Origin of the sequence: Pseudomonas sp. P7548, from assembly GCF_013386585.1 — a bacterium.
GTDB lineage: Bacteria > Pseudomonadota > Gammaproteobacteria > Pseudomonadales > Pseudomonadaceae > Aquipseudomonas.
The window spans coordinates 64,017-80,798 of record NZ_JACARO010000043.1 but is presented as its reverse complement, the minus strand read 5'-3'; the positions used below and the strand labels follow the sequence as shown (position 1 = coordinate 80,798).

Here is a 16,782-nt window from a genome sequence, read left to right as displayed (position 1 = left end):
GCGTTACTGAGTCGCGCGCGTCAAAACCGGCGCTGAAGATTGATAGCGTTGCAGTATGTCGTCGCGCTGTTGCCCCAATACCCAGGCGGCTCCCGAATACATCGCCAGCACTACGACCAGGCCACACACGGCGCACCCGGTGGCCGAAACAACAGGCAGTCGCCTGCGGCGCGGAGCGCCTGCCGAGGGTGGCGCCGTGAAGAGAGGCGGCGGGTCGCCACGCACATGCCTGATCTGTCGATACAAGGCATCCCGAATCGCCTCAAGCTGCTCCCCTCCTCGCGTCATCACCCTGTATTTGCCTTCGAACCCCAACGCCAGGCACAGGTACAGAAGCTCCAGGGTTGCCAGGTGCTTGACCGGATCCCGTGACAGGCGATCCAGTACCTCGAAAAACTTTTCTCCACCAAACGTCTCGTGGTGAAACCGGCTCAGCAGGCTGACCTTCGACCAGTCGCTGTGATTGCCCCATGCCGTGGTGACCACCCCCTCATCCAGCACGCTGCATAACACGTAACGTGCGCACATCACCTGGCTGCTCTCGATGCCCTCATTCAAGGCACAGGTTTCGAAGCGGGCAATGCATGCACCCAGGCGGTCATTGAGGGACAGCAGGTTTTCCCGACCGGTACTGAGCTTGAGCCGGATCACTTCACACAGCACCTCCCAGGCGGCTGATACCAGCGTGTTAGGCCCCACTTTGCAAGGCCGTGCACCCTGCCAAGTGGCGGTATAGATCATCCGGTCTTCCAACTGCTCGAACCGGGGGGTGGAAACGAAGTCTGTCACCGGCCCCTGTGGCGGCCCGTCCACCTCGCGGTCAAGCAGCACGGTTTTTTCGTCGGAGGGGTATTCACTGTCCTTGTTCATCGTATTCAATTCCTGATAGCCCAGAAGCTGAGCTCCAACTCAGTGAACTCGCCACTCACGTGGAAGGCAAAGCCACCCGACTGTTCCAATCGCGTGACGTCAGACGCGCTGAGTTCAAGCATGAAATAGGTTTTGCCTGCATGAAACGGCATCTGGCGTGGCGCCACCGGCAGTGGCCGCACCTTGATGCCCGCCAGTTGCAAGTTGACCAGCTCGCGTATCCGCTCCACGGGGCCGATCTTCAGGTGGGCCGGTAAACGATACCGGAGCACGTCTCCATCACACGGGGCCGCCGCCACCAGGATGAACGTCGCAGTGCCCAGTAGCGTGATGTCGCTGATCGGGCACACCATCACACCGTATTGACGCTGCTGCAGCGCCAACTCGATCGCGTGCTGCTCCAGCACTATCGACAGCGCGGCACGCAGGCCGCCCATCACCGCACGAAAGCTCGCCCCCTGGTCGCTGTGCTGGTAGCGCATGTCGAGGTGCACGCGCTTGCTCTCGCTGGCAAAGGTCGACAACTCGCCCAGGACCGACAACAGTTCACGGTACACCCCCTCCGGGCGTACTTGCGCTTGGGCCAGGTAGTGACGCAACACCGGCTCGCTGCGGTTGATCAACTGCAGCATCAGGAAATCCCCCACTTGTGCACCGGTTGCGCCATCGTTCCCACGAATCCTTTCGGCAATCGCATCGCCCCGACTCGCCAGCAAGCTGATCACCTCCTTGAGGCAGGACGCCACGTAGCCCGCCTCCTGCAGGTAGATGAAAGTCGGCGAGAAATCGGTATCCAGGGTAATGCCCCCTTCGATACTTGAACTCAGCAACTGAGCAATCTGGAGCGTCACGTAGGTGTTTTCGCTGCGTTGCTCACCGAGCACCAGGCGCAGGTCCGGCCGGGCGCAATGGATCTGGCAGCGGGAGTCTGCACCGGCATTCGAATCCCCTACTTCCGCTTCGCAGGCGACGTAACGTGCCTGCACCTCGGGCTGCTCCCGTGTGCGGGTCTCAACCTGACTGCTGGCGGCGAGCCTGAGTGCGAGGTAGATGCCCTGGCTGGCGGCGTTGACGGGGACTTCCAGTACGAGCGGTTCCATGGGCCCACCCAACTCGAACAGGCTGCCATCCGGTAATACCCCGCGGGCCCCGTTAACCACGAATTTGCCCAGATTGAGGTACTGCAAGTCGACGTCCAGGCTCAGGAACCCCCATGCGTTGCTGTCAAGCAAGCGCGTACGGTTGAGCTGTTGGTCATAATAACGATCGTTGTGTTGCAAGTGCTGGGGCCGCAGCAGCATGCCTTCACGCCAGATAACCTTATGAACCTGCATGTCAGTTCTCCCCCTGGCTAGGGTGCGGGCTGACGGCGCGTATTCCGGCCTGGTCAAGTAACAGATGGCTACGGGTCAATTGTCGCGGAGCCAGGGGCACCACAAACCGCCATTGCACATGGGGCAGGTCACGGTAGGCAGCCAGCACCCCTACGTACCGGCTCTGTGGCTCGACCTTGAGTTTTAATACCTGACGTTCCCCAGGGCGCAGTTCCAGCTCCTCGCTGCTCACCCAATCCTTGGATAACGCGCGCTCGCCACGACCGTAGAGGCTGAAAAAATCCGCGTGCTCGAATGCCACCGGATGGGTCAGTTCAAGCAGTTGCACCACCACAGGGGAGGGGCGCCCATGAAGATCGGGGTTGAGCTGTTCACTGGCCGTCAATACCAGCTCCAGCTTGGTCACCGTCGACAACGGCGAAACGCTGCTGCAGCCTACGAGCAAGCCCAGTACAAGCGGTATTGAAATGGCCGTGGCACGTGTTGCGATCATCATCCCGGGTACCCCGCATAAAGCGTTGAAACCAGGCGCACCTGCTCGTCGTAGGCCCGAGCGAAATCCGCTCGCAGTTGATGTTCGCCCTGGGCGTCGTCTTCCATACGCTGTTGATAATGACGTCGATAGGCACGCCAATGCGCTCCGTCAACAGCAAACCTGGGAGACTTGCCCACGCGCTCGAAGCAGAGCAGCAAATGCCCCGGTGAGAATGCCACCAGCGTGTTGCGCGCCACCGTTCGACAGGCCACCAGCATAGCGACCTGATGCACCTGTATGTCCCGATACACTTGAGCAATGGCCAATTCAGCCGGCAACTGGCCCAACTCACCTGCTCCCAGCAAAGCGCTGATAGCACCTTGAACGTCCACACTGTCTTTCAACGGGTTCTGGCTTTTGACCAAGCGACCGGCCTCCCCCAGGTTGAACTCATGTTTGAGTTCATCGTGGGTGCGCAGGCTTTGCTGCAGCCCATCCACCGACTGCCTGAGCAGACCTGCGACCTTGATCGCCAACGCTTCGCGACCCGACGCATCGAGCGTATCCAGGCAGATACCCAGCGCCTCGCCGAAGCGTGCCCAGAACGCCGAGTCGTCCGAAGCCGTGCATGCAACGGGCTTCACAGGGAGGGCCTCTGCACAGGGCGCAGCCCGGCTTGGCACAACCAGATGGTCTCGCTCCACTGAGTCACGGCATGCCCATGGATCAGGCACACCCGCAGGGTCTTTGAACACAGACGGTCGTTCCAACGTTGCCTCAGGCGACTGCCCATGCACCAAAGCATCGAGCGGATCCAGGTAGGCATCGTCCGGGATGATGCCTCTGAAGGCGGGCAATTGCGGGCCAGTCCGCGCAGCCTGCACGACCAGACTGGCGCGTATCGATAACGACCCCAGCAGGAAGACTTCACCTTCGACGATCAGGTGGGCCTGGCCTTTGTGCAGCGGTGTATCGGTACCGATCAACCGGATGCCGTTGCGGCTGATATCGGTCAGGAAATACTGCCCGTCACGGTAGCTGATCAGGGCATGGTGACTGGACAGAAGCCGGCTGGCGTCAGGGATAACCCAGTCGCAACCGGCACCACGACCGATCACCCCGCCGGTGCTCTCAAACACCTTGCGCAAGGGGGGCTCGCCGGTAGCGGCATCACACAGTTCAAACACGAGTTGCATGGCAGGTCTCCCCCATCATTGGCCACGACGAGTCGCCTGGGGGTCACCCAAAGGACGATAGTCAGCATCATCAAACACATAATTGGCGTTACAACCGGCCAACAGACACAGCACAAGCATCAAGGCTTGCCACAGGCGATCAAACATCAGGTTTCTCCAGGGAAGGTAGGGCGTCAGCGCGCGACAAACACAGGCAGTCCATTCAGCACTCCCCCCGGGCGTCACCAACAGGAATGTTCAAGCGTGCAAGCCGATAGAGCAGTGTGCGACGAGCAACCCCAAGCTCCCGGGCAGTGCGCGTACGATTGCCACGATTCTTGTGCAGGCAATCAATCAGGAACACGCGCTCTACGCGTTCCAGTCGCTGGCGTAACGTCGACTCGGCGGCGGCATTGGCAAGCTCTGGCGCAGGTGACAGCGACAGATGCTCCGGCAGGATCACACCGTCATCGCACATCAACACCGCTCGCTCCACCAGGCATTTGAGTTCGCGCACGTTGCCCGGGAAGCCATGGCTGGAGAGTTGATCAAGCGCGGCGCCGGACCAGCTCAGCGTGGGCTTTTCGAGGGAAGAACACGCCTGCTCGGCGAAGTGACGAGCCAGTAGCAGCACATCTGCGCCCCTGTCGCGCAAGGCAGGCAGCTCGATGGGAAATTGCGCCAGGCGGTAGTAGAGGTCCTCGCGAAACTGGCCCTGCGCGACCATCGCCGCCAGGTCACGGTGAGTCGCGGCGATGATCCGCACATCGACCTTGTGGGAAGCACTGGCACCCAGCGGGCGAACCTCCCCCTCCTGCAACACCCTCAGCAGTTTCGCCTGCAGGGACAGCGGCATGTCGCCAATTTCATCCAGCAGCAGCGTGCCTCCCTGGGCGGCATCAAACAGGCCCGCATGGTTGCGCTCGGCACCGGTGAACGCACCTTTGCGATAGCCGAACAGTTCACTCTCCAGCAAGCCTTCGGGGAAGGCCGCGCAGTTCTGCACCACAAACGGCCGGGCACTGCGCGGGCCCGCGTTATGGATTGCGCGTGCCACCACCTCCTTGCCGGTGCCGGTTTCACCGCGCAGCAGTACGGTAAACGGTGCCCGCAGAACCTTGTCTATCAAGCGACAGGTTGCTTCCATCGCCGTGCTGCTGCCGATCAAGCCATAGCCCCCTGCGACTGGGGTGTTGCGTTGGCGAACCGTTGTGCACGCCCCCCGCTGAACACTGCGCCACCTGCCCCATTGACTCAGCGCAAAGCCGGCCAGTTGGGCCACTGAAGCGGCATAGCCTTGCAAGCACACCGCGTGCGCGCTTGCGTACAACACCACACCACAGATCACGTTGTGCCGGTTGAACAATGGCAGGCATGACAGCGAGCGCCAAGGCGTCGTGGTCGCGGGCAGGAAACCACTGTCATGGACACTGCCGCACACGTCGTCAAGGATCAGGGCGCAACGTTGATTCAACACGTAATGCAACAGCGGTTCGTTCTGGAAATCCTCGTCCGCCGCCCGTTCGCCAACAGGCGTTGAACAAGGCAGATGCTGAGCGATCAGCCAGAGCCGGCCGGTCGTTTCATCTCGCTCGTACAGCTGGCAAAGCTCGCAATCACTCAACTGTGCTACAGCCGTCACGCACAGTTGAGGCAACATCGATGCATCACTGTCAGCCCCCAAACGCGCATACCAGCCCAGCAGGCGCTCTGCATACGCCAGCGGTTGAGGCAAATGACCAAACAAGGTGTCCATCATTGGCTGAACTCGCAGGTTGGCAAGCCATCACCGTCCAGGGTTGCATGGACCCGTGAAAAGGACTCGCCAACGGCCATGGCCTCGAGAAGTCGGTCGACCATCCGCGGCAGCAGGTTCAGCTCGATCCACTGGTCGATGTACCTGGCGCCGCTGTCGCTGTGCAGGCATCGATCGGCCATGTGCGTCACCAGCTCATCGGTGAAGCTCAGCGCCAGCCTGCGTTGTTGCATGCGTTGCCCGAGCCGCTCCAGCCTCAGCCGCACGACGTCTTCCAGCATTTCACGTGCAAGGGGGTAGTACGGTACAACCCGCATCCGGGCGAGCAACGCCGGTTTGAAGTGAGCCCGCAACTCAGGGTGGATGGCTTCTTGCAGAACCTGCGGATCGGGTCGCCTGCCCTCCGCGCACAGGGTGGTGATGCTGTCGCTCCCCAGGTTGGACGTCATGAGGATCAACGTATTGCGAAAATCGATTTCCCGGCCTTCACCGTCGTTGGCAAACCCTCGGTCAAAAACCTGGTAAAACAGGTTCAATACTTCCGGGTCAGCCTTCTCGACCTCATCGAGCAGCACGACCGAATAGGGACGCTGGCGCACCGCTTCGGTCAGTACCCCACCTTCCCCATACCCCACGTACCCCGCAGGGGCACCGATCAGCCGGGACAGGGAGTGTTTTTCCTGATACTCCGACATGTTCAACGTGGTCACAAACCGCTCACCGCCGTACAACAGGTCCGCCAGGGCTAGGGCCGTTTCGGTCTTGCCTACACCACTGGGCCCCACCAGCAGAAACACCCCGATAGGCGCGCCAGGGGCGTTGAGGCCTGCAGCAACGGCGCGCTGGTTTCGATCCAGGGCAATCACTGCCTGTTCCTGCCCTAGGATGCGTGTGCGCAGTGCGTCGGCAAAACCCAGGACTCGCTTGCTGCTTTCGTACGCCAGTTGCTCGACAGGAATCGCGGTCCAGGCACTGATGACCTGCGCCACCAGCCGTGGACAGACCTCGTGGTTGAGCAATCGCTCTTCATTCGCGTCCGGCACCGTTGCAGTGACCTGAACGCCCTTTCCATCAAGCCGCTGCTGACGCTCGGAGATGAGCCGTTCTGCCACCCCTCGTTGCTCGGCCCAGCAATGTTCCAGGCGCTGGCACTCAAGCTCAATGGCTTGCAACCGCAGGGTCAACGCATGCAACGCCTGCTCGTCAATCGCCAGGCCGGCGTCACGATCGCGCGCCAGTGCCGTGCGCTGCCGCGTGCCTTCGGCCAGTACGGCACGCAGGCGTTGTAACGCCTCAGGCGCGGTCGTCAGGCTGATACGTACCCGGGCACAGGCGGTGTCCAGTACGTCGACGGCTTTGTCCGGCAACTGCCGCCCGGCAAGGTAGCGAGCACTCATCTGCACGGCGGCCACGACCGCATCATCACGCACATAAACCCCGTGGCTGGCCTCATAGACTGGAACCAGGCCACGTAGAATGGACACGGCCGCTTCCACACTCGGCTCTCCCACCACCACAGGCTGGAAACGCCGCGCCAGCGCCGGGTCTTTTTCAATGTACTTTTTGTACTCTGACCACGTGGTGGCCGCAATCATGCGTAACTGGCCACGCGCCAGGGCTGGTTTGAGCAGATTGGCCGCATCGCTGCCACCCACTTGGGCTCCGGCTCCCACCAACGTATGCGCCTCATCGATAAACAGCACCACGGGCTGCGCGCAGGCGCTGACCTCGTCGAGCACACCTTTGAGCCGCCGCTCGAACTCGCCCTTGATACTGGCACCCGCCAGCAGCAGGCCCATGTCCAATGTGAGGATGCGTACACCCTTGAGCGGTTCCGGCACCTGTGACGAGACCACTTGCAAGGCCAGGCCTTCGACCACGGCCGTCTTGCCAACCCCGGCTTCGCCCACAAGAATCGGGTTGTTCTTGCGCCGACGTACCAGGATGTCGACCAACTGGCGGATTTCGTCATCACGGCACAGTACAGGGTCAATCCGCCCTTCACGGGCCTGACGCGTGAGGTCATGGGTAAAGCGTTCCAGCCACGACTCGTCGGAATGACGAGGAACACTTTGCGTTGCCTGGCCCTGAACAAACTCACGCACGCGCTGCGCATCCAGGCGGCTCAAGACCTGTTGATAGCCACTGCCGGCATGCTGCAGCGGATGACGCAGCAGCGCCAACAGCAGCGCGGCATGGTCGACTTCGACTTGCCCCAGTTCGAGGTGGGCGACCATCAACGCATGCTGTAGCCAAAGCACCAGGGCCTGGGCGAACACCGGGTTACACGCCGCACTCTGTTGGTCCTTGAGCTGCAAGGTGGCCTGGAGCTCGCCGACCTCGATACACGCGTCCAGCAGCGCATTCACCAGCAAACCATCGGGATGTTCCAGCAACGTCGCCAGCAGGTCTTCTACCAGAACCTCCTTGCCACCGCGTATCACACAGCGCTCGGCTGAACGCTCAAGGTCGCGACGAGCCTGGGCAGTCAGTGTTCGGATCAGTTGTTGCAAATCGACATTCATCATAATCATCAATCCCTAATGAGCGTTGCCGGCGAGCGTGAGCACGCCGTCGGCATATTCGTGTCCCAGCCAACTGGTCCAGCCCAAGCCACACACGTTGTTGTCGCCGATGTGCAGCGGTCTCGCCTCCCCTTTGGCCAGCGCCAGGCGCAGGTCGAATTCCAGAGGGTCCCTGGCCGTCAATCGAACCAGGGAACACAAAGGTTGGTAGTCGACGCCTACAGGCAGGAATTGGTGAAATCGCGACCAGGAAAGCCCCCGTACATGCACCCTGAACTTGCCGCTGCGGTCGGTAATTCGACTTCCCAGCACCAGGTCCTCTCCCACTGTGTTGTTGCCTGCCCCCAGTCGATTGCGCTGCCGAGCAGTGATGACCACCGAGCGCTCTACACACTGCTCGAGGTACACATCGCGGTGCTTGAAGTAGTAACGCAGCACGGTCTCGATCAGTGCGGCCGAATGCACCCGCAGGCTCAACAACCCCAGGTAGGGCAACAGTCGCTTGCAGTCCAATTGCGCGGCACCGCGTATCTGCGCCCCGCCCAGGCCGAGCAGCGCGAACATCTGTTCGGAAAAACCATCGCGTGCTCCGCTACGAAAACACGTCCGATAGCGGTACTTGCGCCAGACCGGCAACAGCAGTCGCTGCAGGCGGTGATGGAAAACGTCCATGAAATCCCGAGTGGTAGTACCTGCCGCGTGTTCAACAGTGGCCTGCTCGGCATAAAACGCGGGCAATGGCGAACCGGCGCCGAGCAGGCCCAGTACGTTGAGACGTATGCGTGCCCGCAACTGATCGCGTTCCACAAAAAACACCACCTGGTCAATGTCATGCCCTGAAAACCCGAACCCCGGGTTGGCCTGGAACTCAAGGTGGTCATACAGCGCGTCCTCATCCAGTTGCGGATGGGCAACGCGCAAACGGTCGATCACTTGCAGGACCGCTTGAAACAACGAGTACTCACGGATAACTCGGGATAATTCGGTTAAAGCAGGGGCTGCTGGCCCTTCCGGGGTGGCCATAGGTACACGTCTCCTTGTGTGCTGATGACCCGCAGTTCGTGGAACGAATTCAGGCTGGCGTAAAGTGCAAAAAACTCATTGAGCGCCGAGGCGAATACAAACAGGTCGCCTTGGCCCGTGAAGCCCTGGGGGTCAATGTTCAGGTCGATCCGCAAGCCACGCATTGGCAACCCTCGATGCAATCGGTCGACCGCTTCGTGACTGACAGATCGCAGCGCGCCCAATTTGCGCTGGCTGACGCTCTGCGCCTGTCGGTCGTGATATCGCGGAAGGTCGTAGGTTTCGAGGATGACTTTCAAGGCGCTGATGTCGGTCAACGACAGGTAGTTGAGCGACAGGTTGCTGATCAGCTTCCAGAGAAAGTCCTGGTCCAGGGGTGGGTTGAAACTCGGCGTTGGTACGCAGATATTGCGAAATGACAGAAACTCCGGCGTCTGCTCACAGGGTTGGTTGATGTCCCCTATTTTCAACTGCCTTGGCAGGTTGTGATTGGTACAGGTCAATTCGATGGAAAGTGTCTCCTGACCCTGAGCCAGGCCGGCATCAAAGCTCAACCAGGTGTCGAGCACGTGCTGCACCGATGTGCGCTGACGAATGCTGTAGCTGGGCGCTGGCGCCGAGGCGCCGTCACCCCGATCATGCTCGAAGGATTCAAACGGTACATAGGGCCGGTAACCCAATCCGCCCGGGCGCCACCCGGTGACATGATCGACGGAAAATACAGCCGCATTACCCCGCGCAAACTCCGCTGGCATCAGCAGGTATTCGTCCTGCTTTCCATCCAGCCGAATCGGTACTGCGTCATGCTTGAACAGATTGACGATGGGTGTGCAATACAGCTTCACGTTGTCCAGGCTCGGATGCACCGGTTCGGTTTCCCGGGTGCGAAGTTCGAAACGCAACTCCACATACCGCGCCTGTTGGAGGCAGGAGCGGGGCAACGTCTGCAAAACATCCAGACCGCCGACATCGACAAACAGGTACTTGTCCGGAAATGCGAAGTACTCCTGCAGATGGCGGTATCCAACGAAGGTGTTCGCCGGATAAGGGATCAGTGCGTGATCCTCGTCAAACCCCACGGGCTGAACCTGGCTGGCCCCCAACCGCAACGATGGCACCCGCCCGTCAGGCCCATCGACCATCTGCCCCTCATGATCCAGAAGCAACAACTCGATGCCGTCCAGATGACGCAACAGGCTCAGGTACAACCCCTGACTGACAGGCTTTTCCCCCGTCAGGTGCAAGCGCAGCTGGCTGAAGCTCCACTCGCTGAAACTGCCCTGGGCACTCATTTCCAGGCGCAGGCTCAGCACTGCCCGGTTTCCCGAGCAGCGATACTCCAGGCCACTCAATTGCAGTGGCAGGACCTGGGTGGTGTAGCAGGTCCGAAAACGGCAACGCTCACCCTTGATGGCCACGCTTTCAACCGACGTATCACGCTCGACCGTCACGGGGGTGCAGCCGTGCTGCAACGGTTCAAACTGCAAGATGCTGAAGGACGGCAATGGCCGCATATAGTTGGGCCAAAGCAGGTGCATCAACGAGTGGGTCAACTCGGGAAGTTCATCCGCCAGTTTCTGACGCAGGCGGCCGGTCAGGAAGGCAAAGCCTTCGAGCAAGCGTTCAACATCCGGGTCTTGCCCTGCCTCGGCGAGAAACGGTGCCAAGGCCGGGTTACGCTCGGAGAAGCGTCGCCCCAATTGACGCAAGGCACTGAGCTCACTTTGGTAAAAACGATTAAGGGACATCAGGCGATACCTCCACCTGTCCCGCGCCCACCAAGCGTGCACTGAACACAACCGGTTGCATGACACCGTCAACAACCAGCGTCGCCTCAATGCAAAATGCCAGGGCCAAGGGATCATGGTGACCGGGCGCCCCCTTGACCCGTACATTTGCCAGGCGCGGTTCATAAGCCTGGATAAACCGTTCGATCGAAAGACGCGACTGACTCAACGACTCATGCAGGCTCAAGCGCATGTCATTGAGATCCGGCAGCCCATAGTCGGGCAGCGTAAGCACACTGCCGGCGCGAGTGCTGAGCATCTTTCCCAGGTGCGCAGCAACAGACGCCACGCGACTGAGGCGGTTGGACGTCGGCCCTTCAAGCCGTTCGAAGAGGCTGCGATGTTCGGAGAGTCCTGGGCCCATGTTCATTCTTTGTCGAGCTTGCCGACCAGGGACAGCGTGAAATCCGCCCCCATGTACTTGAAGTGCGGGCGCACACTGAGATTGACGCGATACCAGCCCGGTTCGCCTTCGACATCGCTGACGGCAATACGCGCCGCCCTCAACGGACGCCGCCCACGGACTTCTGCGCTGGGGTTTTCCTGGTCCGCGACGTATTGGCGGATCCATTTATTGAGTTCCAACTCGAGGTCGGTACGCTCCTTCCACGACCCCAACTGCTCGCGCTGCAACACCTTGAGGTAATGAGCCAGGCGGTTGACCACCATCATGTAAGGCAACTGAGTACCCAGGCGGTAATTCAGCTCAGCTTCTTTCCCCTCCGCGCTGATACCGAATGTTTTCGGCTTTTGCACCGAGCTTGCGGAGAAGAAAGCCGCGTTATCACTGCCCTTGCGCATGGTCAGGGCGATGAACCCCTCTTGCGCCAGTTCATATTCACGACGATCAGACACCAACACCTCGGTCGGTATCTTGGTTTCGATTTCCCCCATGCTCTGGAAGTGATGCAATGGCAGGTCCTCCACCGCTCCCCCACTTTGCGGGCCGATGATGTTCGGGCACCAGCGAAACCTGGCGAAACTGTCGGTCAGCCGAGTGGCAAACGCGTAGGCCGTATTACCCCACAGGTAGTGCTCATGGCTGTGCGCCACGTTTTCCTGATAGGCAAACGTCTTGACCGGGCATTCAAGGGGATCGTAGGGCGTCCTCAGTAAAAACCGGGGTACGGTAAGCCCCACATAACGGGAGTCCTCGCTTTGGCGAAAGCTCTGCCACTTGGCAAATTGCGGGCCCTCAAAGTGGTCCTTGAGGTCCTTCAGGTCGGGCAACCCGGTGAAGCTTTCCAATCCGAAGAAGCCAGGCCCTGCCGCCGCAATGAACGGTGCGTGGGCCATGCAGGCGACACTGGCGGCGTACTGCATCAACTTCACATCGGGTGCGCTGGGCGAGAGGAAGTAATTGGCAATGACGGCGCCCACAGGCTGGCCACCAAACTGACCGTATTCAGCGCTGTAGATATGCTTGTAAAGCCCTGACTGGGTAATTTCGGGTGAGTCTTCAAAGTCGTCCAGAAGGTCCTGCCGCGAGACATTCAGGAGTTCTATCTTGATGTTTTCACGAAAGTCAGTACGGTCGACCAGCAGTTGCAGCCCCTTCCAGGAGGCTTCGAGAGCCTGAAAATCCGGGTGATGAAGGATCTCGTCCATCTGGAGGCTGAGCTTGGTATCGATCTCGGCGATCATGCGGTCTACCAGGCGCTTCTTGACCGGCTCATGCTTGTTCTGCGGCTTGACCAGCTCTTCGATGAACGCCGACACACCACGCTTGGCGATACCGTAGGCCTCGTCGTCCGCACTCAGCAGGGTCTGGGCGATGATGTGGTCGAGAATGCTGTATTCGCCCGCAGGTTGTGTCGGTTGTGGAGTTAACTGGGTGGTCATTGCGTCAGTGTCCTTTTACTGAAAATGTCAGGCTGCAGGGTTGTTCAAGCCCAGCTCGGCCAATACGCGGGCACGGGCATCGTCATCGGCCAGCGCCTGCTCAATGGCTCTGCGAAAACTCGGGGTATTGCCCAGGGGGCCTTTCAGCGCCATCAACGCTTCACGCAGCGCCATCAGCTTTTGCAGTTCGGGTACCTGCTCCACCAGGCTCGCAGGGTTGAAGTCCTTCATGGAGTTGATCCGGACCTGGACAGCCAGTTCTTCAACCTCTGCCGCCTCCTGGAGCCGATTGGGTACGCTCAGCGTCAAGGCCAATGCCTGTTTGGCCAGTACCTCATCCAGGGTGTTCTTATCAATGCCGATGGGCTTGCGGTCTTCGAGCTTGCGCAGGTCCTCGCGCTGACTGAAGTCCCCCAGCACGAGCAGTTTGAGCGGCAACTCAACCTCTTCCTGCGCACCTCCCACTGCGGGTTTGAACGTGACGTTGATGCGTTCCTTGGGTGCTACCGAACCTTCTTTGGCCACGGTCGTTCTCCTTTTTCGAGGGGGTCGAAAACCTATTCAATTACCGCTTCGAGGTCGAAGCGGCACAGTTTTCGATGGGTGTCTTCCTTGCGTTCACGTACAGCGTGGCTTTGCGGCAATTGATCGCAGCATCGGTACAAGAGCTGGGCCACCTGAAGCGCCAACTCGGGCTCCCAGCGGTCGAGACCCGCTCGGTGCAATTCGTCATCCAGCTGTTCGAGCTGGACCTTCGCCAGTTCCTGCTTGCCCGCCAGCACACACAGACGCGCCATCGCCAGCCGCCAATGAAATCGGGCACGCTCACCCTGGGCTGCGGCCAAACCTTGCTTGAATTCGCGCACGGCAACTTTGAGGCCATCCTTGCGTAGCCGAGGCATAACGTCCTTCAGGGCGACTTCCCAGGGTTCAGCCTTGGCGTCGACCACACCGGGAAGCTCGGGCGCTTGGAGATGGCGATTGACCTGGAGCGCGATCCAGTCGCGGGTGGCGGTATCTGCAAACGGCACACCGTCGTGAAACCGGAACTCGGGCAGGTTCGGCAAACGTTGCAGCAGCAAGGCGAACATGACTTCCAGTTCGGTCATGGCCTGGTCGGCCTGCAAGGCTTGCAGGCACTCCCAGACCAGGCGCAAGCCATCGAACCAGAACATGGCCCCAGCCAGGCTGGCCTCCAGCTCGACCAGCAGGTCAGCGTAATGCCCCTGGGCAAAGCGCTCCTGGTACTTCTTGAGCTTGTCGGATGCAGGCCCGCGAAGCACGGTGACCCGCTCGCTGTCAGCGTCCGGGTACCGCGTCAGCGCCAACCAGACCAGTGTCCGATTGAGGCGCTGGGCACGCAGGTCGGTGGCGTTCTGGCGCTGCCACCACACGCACAATGGCCGGGCTTGCTCTTGCAAGGTGCGCAGCGCTCTGTGGGCGTCTTTTTCGTTCTCTATAGCAGGTTGCGGGCTCAGCAACTGAGTCGCAGCCTGCCTGACCTGGGAGACCAGGCTTGCCGGCCGAGAAGCCCCCTGCTCCGCCTGTTCAAGCCTCTGCACCAACTGCCGGCGCATGGGCAGTAACAGCGGTGCGTCATCGCCCAACTGCAAGGCCCATAGGTCGTCAAGGCACGCGAGGTGCTCCAGTAGGGTTTGAAACAGCGGCCGTTGATCCTGAAGCGGCAGGTTTTGTGCGAACAAAGGCTCCAGGCGCAACACCAGCCAGCCAAAGATCGCACCACGGGTACGCGGCTTTTCCGGAAACACCTGTACCCAGTGGTGCTTACAGAGATAGCGCAGCATCCCAAGGCCGGCCAGCAACCCAGGAAAGGCTTCGCGCTGGTGCAATGCCCATGTCAGCCAAACTGCTACCCGCAGATCCTTGGAGTGCTCGCGTAACAGGCACTCGCTGGTTTCCAGCACTTTGTTCCAATCTGGCTGGGAGGCACCATGAATTGACTGGATCTTTCCGAACTCCAGTTCCAAGGCCTCGTACTCACTTGAAAAGCGCATATCACTGCCCGCAAAACTTGTTTGCGAGCATGGCGAACGTGCAAGTTCAACATAGTAGTCACAAAGCTTGCTTGAGGAGTCCATTCAATATCACGCGCAACTATCCAAGGAAGTAAAGGCGAACTAACCACACATACAATGCAAATCAGATCGCCATCTAAACTTCGCAAACACCTTGACGAAGTTCGCAAACCTTAGCCACACCACCGCCAATCAGCAAGCGACGGAACTGCACTTAAGTAATTTCCTACACGCCAGAAAAATCGGCACATGCGCATCATTTTTCGCAGTTTAAAAAACAACACAGGCTGAATTAACCAACAACCCAATAAACTACCCACCCTTACTACCGAGCAACTAACTGCACACCTTTGCGCAAACAAATACCGCTAAAACAACCCACACTGATATAAACACCGCAAAAACAAATCCGACTTCAGCTCCAGCACCCTGTATTCATTGACCCTCACACTTTCAGGCACGCTTTTTGTTATAGGCAAATACCCGCCCGGTGGATTCACCGTACGGGACTACCTTATCAATCAGGCAAGGAAACCACTCATGCCAACACCCGCATACCTTTCAATCACCGGTGTAAAACAGGGTTTGATTACGGCAGGCACATTCACCCAGGACTCGGTAGGCAATATTTATCAGGAAGGTCATGAGGACCAGATCCTGGTCCAGGCGTTCGCCCATCAGGTGATCATCCCCCGTGACCCACAATCGGGGCAGCCAACCGGGCAGCGGGTGCATAAACCGCTGATGATCAGCAAGGTGTTCGATAAGTCATCACCGTTACTGTTCAGCGCGCTGACCAGTGGCGAGGAAGTCAAATGCCGGCTGGAGTGGCTGCGCACGTCATCGGCGGGCACCCAGGAGCACTACTTCACCATTGAACTGGAAGGCGCGGCCATCGTGGATATCCAGTCGCGCATGCCCAACTGCCAGGCCCCCGAAAACGCCCACTTCACGCACCTGGAGGATGTGTATTTCACCTATCGCAAAATCGTGTGGACCCACGAGGTCTCCGGCACTTCAGGGTCGGACGACTGGCGTAGCCCGGTAGCCGGCTAAACCTGAGTGAAGCAGAGGCGGCACCACGGACGGTGTCGCCTCCGCCCCTCGTCTACACCATCGCCAATGGGTGTTTACGCTTGGGCGCTCCGAACACCCGGTCGATGGCATCGAGGTCGTGCTCATCGAGCACCAATTTGGCGGCAGCTGCGTTCAGCCGCACATGCTCCGGGGTTACGGCCTTGGGAATGGCGATCACACCGTCCTGGCGCAGCACCCAGGCCAGGGAAACCTGGGCCGGCGTGACTTCGTGACGACGGGCGATCTGCTTGAGTGTCGGGCTGGACAGCAACTCACCACCCTGGGCAATCGGGCAGTAGGCCATGAGTGGCAAATGATGTTGTTGCCACCACGGCAGCAGGTCGTATTCGATGCCGCGCTCTTCAATGTTGTAGAGCACCTGGTTTGTCGCGCAGGCAGGAGAGGCGAGTTCCTGCAGGTCTGCCACATCGAAATTGGAAACACCCCAACGGCGGATCTTGCCAGCTTCGCGCAAGCGCTCGAACGCATCGACCGTTTCTTCCAGGGGGTATTGACCACGCCAGTGCAGCAGATACAGATCGATGCAATCAGTGCCCAGGCGCTGGAGACTGGCCTCGCAGGCACGGGGCACGCCCTGGTGGCTGGCATTGTGCGGGTAGATTTTACTGACCAGGAACACCTGGTCGCGGCGGCCGCGAATGGCTTCACCCACCACCGTTTCAGCACCGCCTTCACCATACATTTCGGCGGTGTCGATCAGGGTCATGCCCTCGTCGATACCCAGTTGCAATGCGGCGACTTCAGCACGCCGCTGGCCGGGGTTTTCGCCCATGCGCCAGGTGCCCTGGCCGATGACAGGGACGGGCGTGCCCGCCAGATCAATGGTTCGCATGACAAGCTCCTGATGAGTTCGCGGATTAA

General features: G+C 59.8%; 15 protein-coding genes. 1 reads left to right on the top strand and 14 read right to left on the bottom strand.

Going from position 1 to position 16,782, the window contains the following annotated elements; all coding sequences use genetic code 11:
* Positions 1–3: 3 nt before the first annotated feature.
* The 13 genes from icmH to tssA are packed head-to-tail and all read right to left on the bottom strand — an operon-like array spanning position 4 to position 14,886.
* Positions 4–870 (bottom strand): type IVB secretion system protein IcmH/DotU, encoded by an 867-nt coding sequence (icmH, locus tag HX803_RS18590; RefSeq protein ID WP_178922404.1) that lies wholly within the window; start codon positions 868–870, stop codon positions 4–6.
* A gap of 5 nt (positions 871–875) precedes the next feature.
* Positions 876–2,204 (bottom strand): type VI secretion system baseplate subunit TssK, encoded by a 1,329-nt coding sequence (gene tssK / locus HX803_RS18585; protein WP_178922402.1) that lies wholly within the window; start codon positions 2,202–2,204, stop codon positions 876–878.
* Between the two features lies 1 nt (position 2,205).
* Entirely contained in the window at positions 2,206–2,700 is a 495-nt protein-coding gene (gene tssJ, locus HX803_RS18580) for a type VI secretion system lipoprotein TssJ (RefSeq protein WP_372339924.1), read from the bottom strand.
* Positions 2,697–3,875 carry a type VI secretion system-associated FHA domain protein TagH gene (gene tagH / locus HX803_RS18575; RefSeq protein WP_178922398.1) on the bottom strand — a complete coding sequence of 393 codons (1,179 nt, stop codon included), beginning with the start codon at positions 3,873–3,875 and terminating at the stop codon, positions 2,697–2,699. The genes tssJ and tagH overlap by 4 nt, the downstream gene beginning before the upstream one ends.
* Before the next feature lie 15 nt (positions 3,876–3,890).
* Positions 3,891–4,022: a type VI secretion protein gene (locus HX803_RS18570; RefSeq protein WP_178922396.1), complete on the bottom strand. Its 132-nt coding sequence runs from the start codon at positions 4,020–4,022 to the stop codon at positions 3,891–3,893.
* 55 nt (positions 4,023–4,077) lie between these two features.
* Positions 4,078–5,613: a sigma-54-dependent Fis family transcriptional regulator gene (locus HX803_RS18565; RefSeq protein WP_178922394.1), complete on the bottom strand. Its 1,536-nt coding sequence runs from the start codon at positions 5,611–5,613 to the stop codon at positions 4,078–4,080.
* Positions 5,610–8,138, bottom strand: coding sequence for a type VI secretion system ATPase TssH (gene tssH / locus HX803_RS18560; RefSeq protein ID WP_178922392.1), 2,529 nt, complete (start codon positions 8,136–8,138; stop codon positions 5,610–5,612). Before tssH ends, HX803_RS18565 begins: the two co-directional genes overlap by 4 nt.
* A gap of 12 nt (positions 8,139–8,150) precedes the next feature.
* Entirely contained in the window at positions 8,151–9,158 is a 1,008-nt protein-coding gene (gene tssG, locus HX803_RS18555; RefSeq protein ID WP_178922390.1) for a type VI secretion system baseplate subunit TssG, read from the bottom strand.
* On the bottom strand, positions 9,122–10,906 hold the full coding sequence (gene tssF, locus HX803_RS18550; protein WP_178922388.1) for a type VI secretion system baseplate subunit TssF: 1,785 nt from the start codon (positions 10,904–10,906) through the stop codon (positions 9,122–9,124). Before tssF ends, tssG begins: the two co-directional genes overlap by 37 nt.
* Positions 10,896–11,315, bottom strand: coding sequence for a type VI secretion system baseplate subunit TssE (gene tssE / locus HX803_RS18545; protein WP_178922386.1), 420 nt, complete (start codon positions 11,313–11,315; stop codon positions 10,896–10,898). The genes tssF and tssE overlap by 11 nt, the downstream gene beginning before the upstream one ends.
* Positions 11,312–12,787 carry a type VI secretion system contractile sheath large subunit gene (tssC, locus tag HX803_RS18540; RefSeq protein ID WP_178922384.1) on the bottom strand — a complete coding sequence of 492 codons (1,476 nt, stop codon included), beginning with the start codon at positions 12,785–12,787 and terminating at the stop codon, positions 11,312–11,314. The genes tssE and tssC overlap by 4 nt, the downstream gene beginning before the upstream one ends.
* Positions 12,788–12,814: 27 nt before the next feature.
* Positions 12,815–13,312 (bottom strand): type VI secretion system contractile sheath small subunit, encoded by a 498-nt coding sequence (gene tssB, locus HX803_RS18535; RefSeq protein WP_178922381.1) that lies wholly within the window; start codon positions 13,310–13,312, stop codon positions 12,815–12,817.
* Positions 13,313–13,344: 32 nt separating this feature from the next.
* Positions 13,345–14,886, bottom strand: coding sequence for a type VI secretion system protein TssA (tssA, locus tag HX803_RS18530; protein WP_178922379.1), 1,542 nt, complete (start codon positions 14,884–14,886; stop codon positions 13,345–13,347).
* Positions 14,887–15,363: 477 nt separating this feature from the next.
* Between tssA and HX803_RS18525 the strand changes: the two genes are divergently transcribed.
* The gene (locus HX803_RS18525; protein ID WP_178922377.1) at positions 15,364–15,879 is read left to right on the top strand and encodes an Hcp family type VI secretion system effector; all 516 of its coding nucleotides are present in this window, start codon (positions 15,364–15,366) and stop codon (positions 15,877–15,879) included.
* A 52-nt stretch (positions 15,880–15,931) separates the two neighbouring features.
* Here HX803_RS18525 and HX803_RS18520 read toward each other — a convergent pair whose 3' ends face one another.
* Complete coding sequence (locus HX803_RS18520; RefSeq protein ID WP_178922375.1) at positions 15,932–16,753, bottom strand: aldo/keto reductase; 822 nt, start codon at positions 16,751–16,753, stop codon at positions 15,932–15,934.
* Positions 16,754–16,782 lie beyond the last annotated feature (29 nt).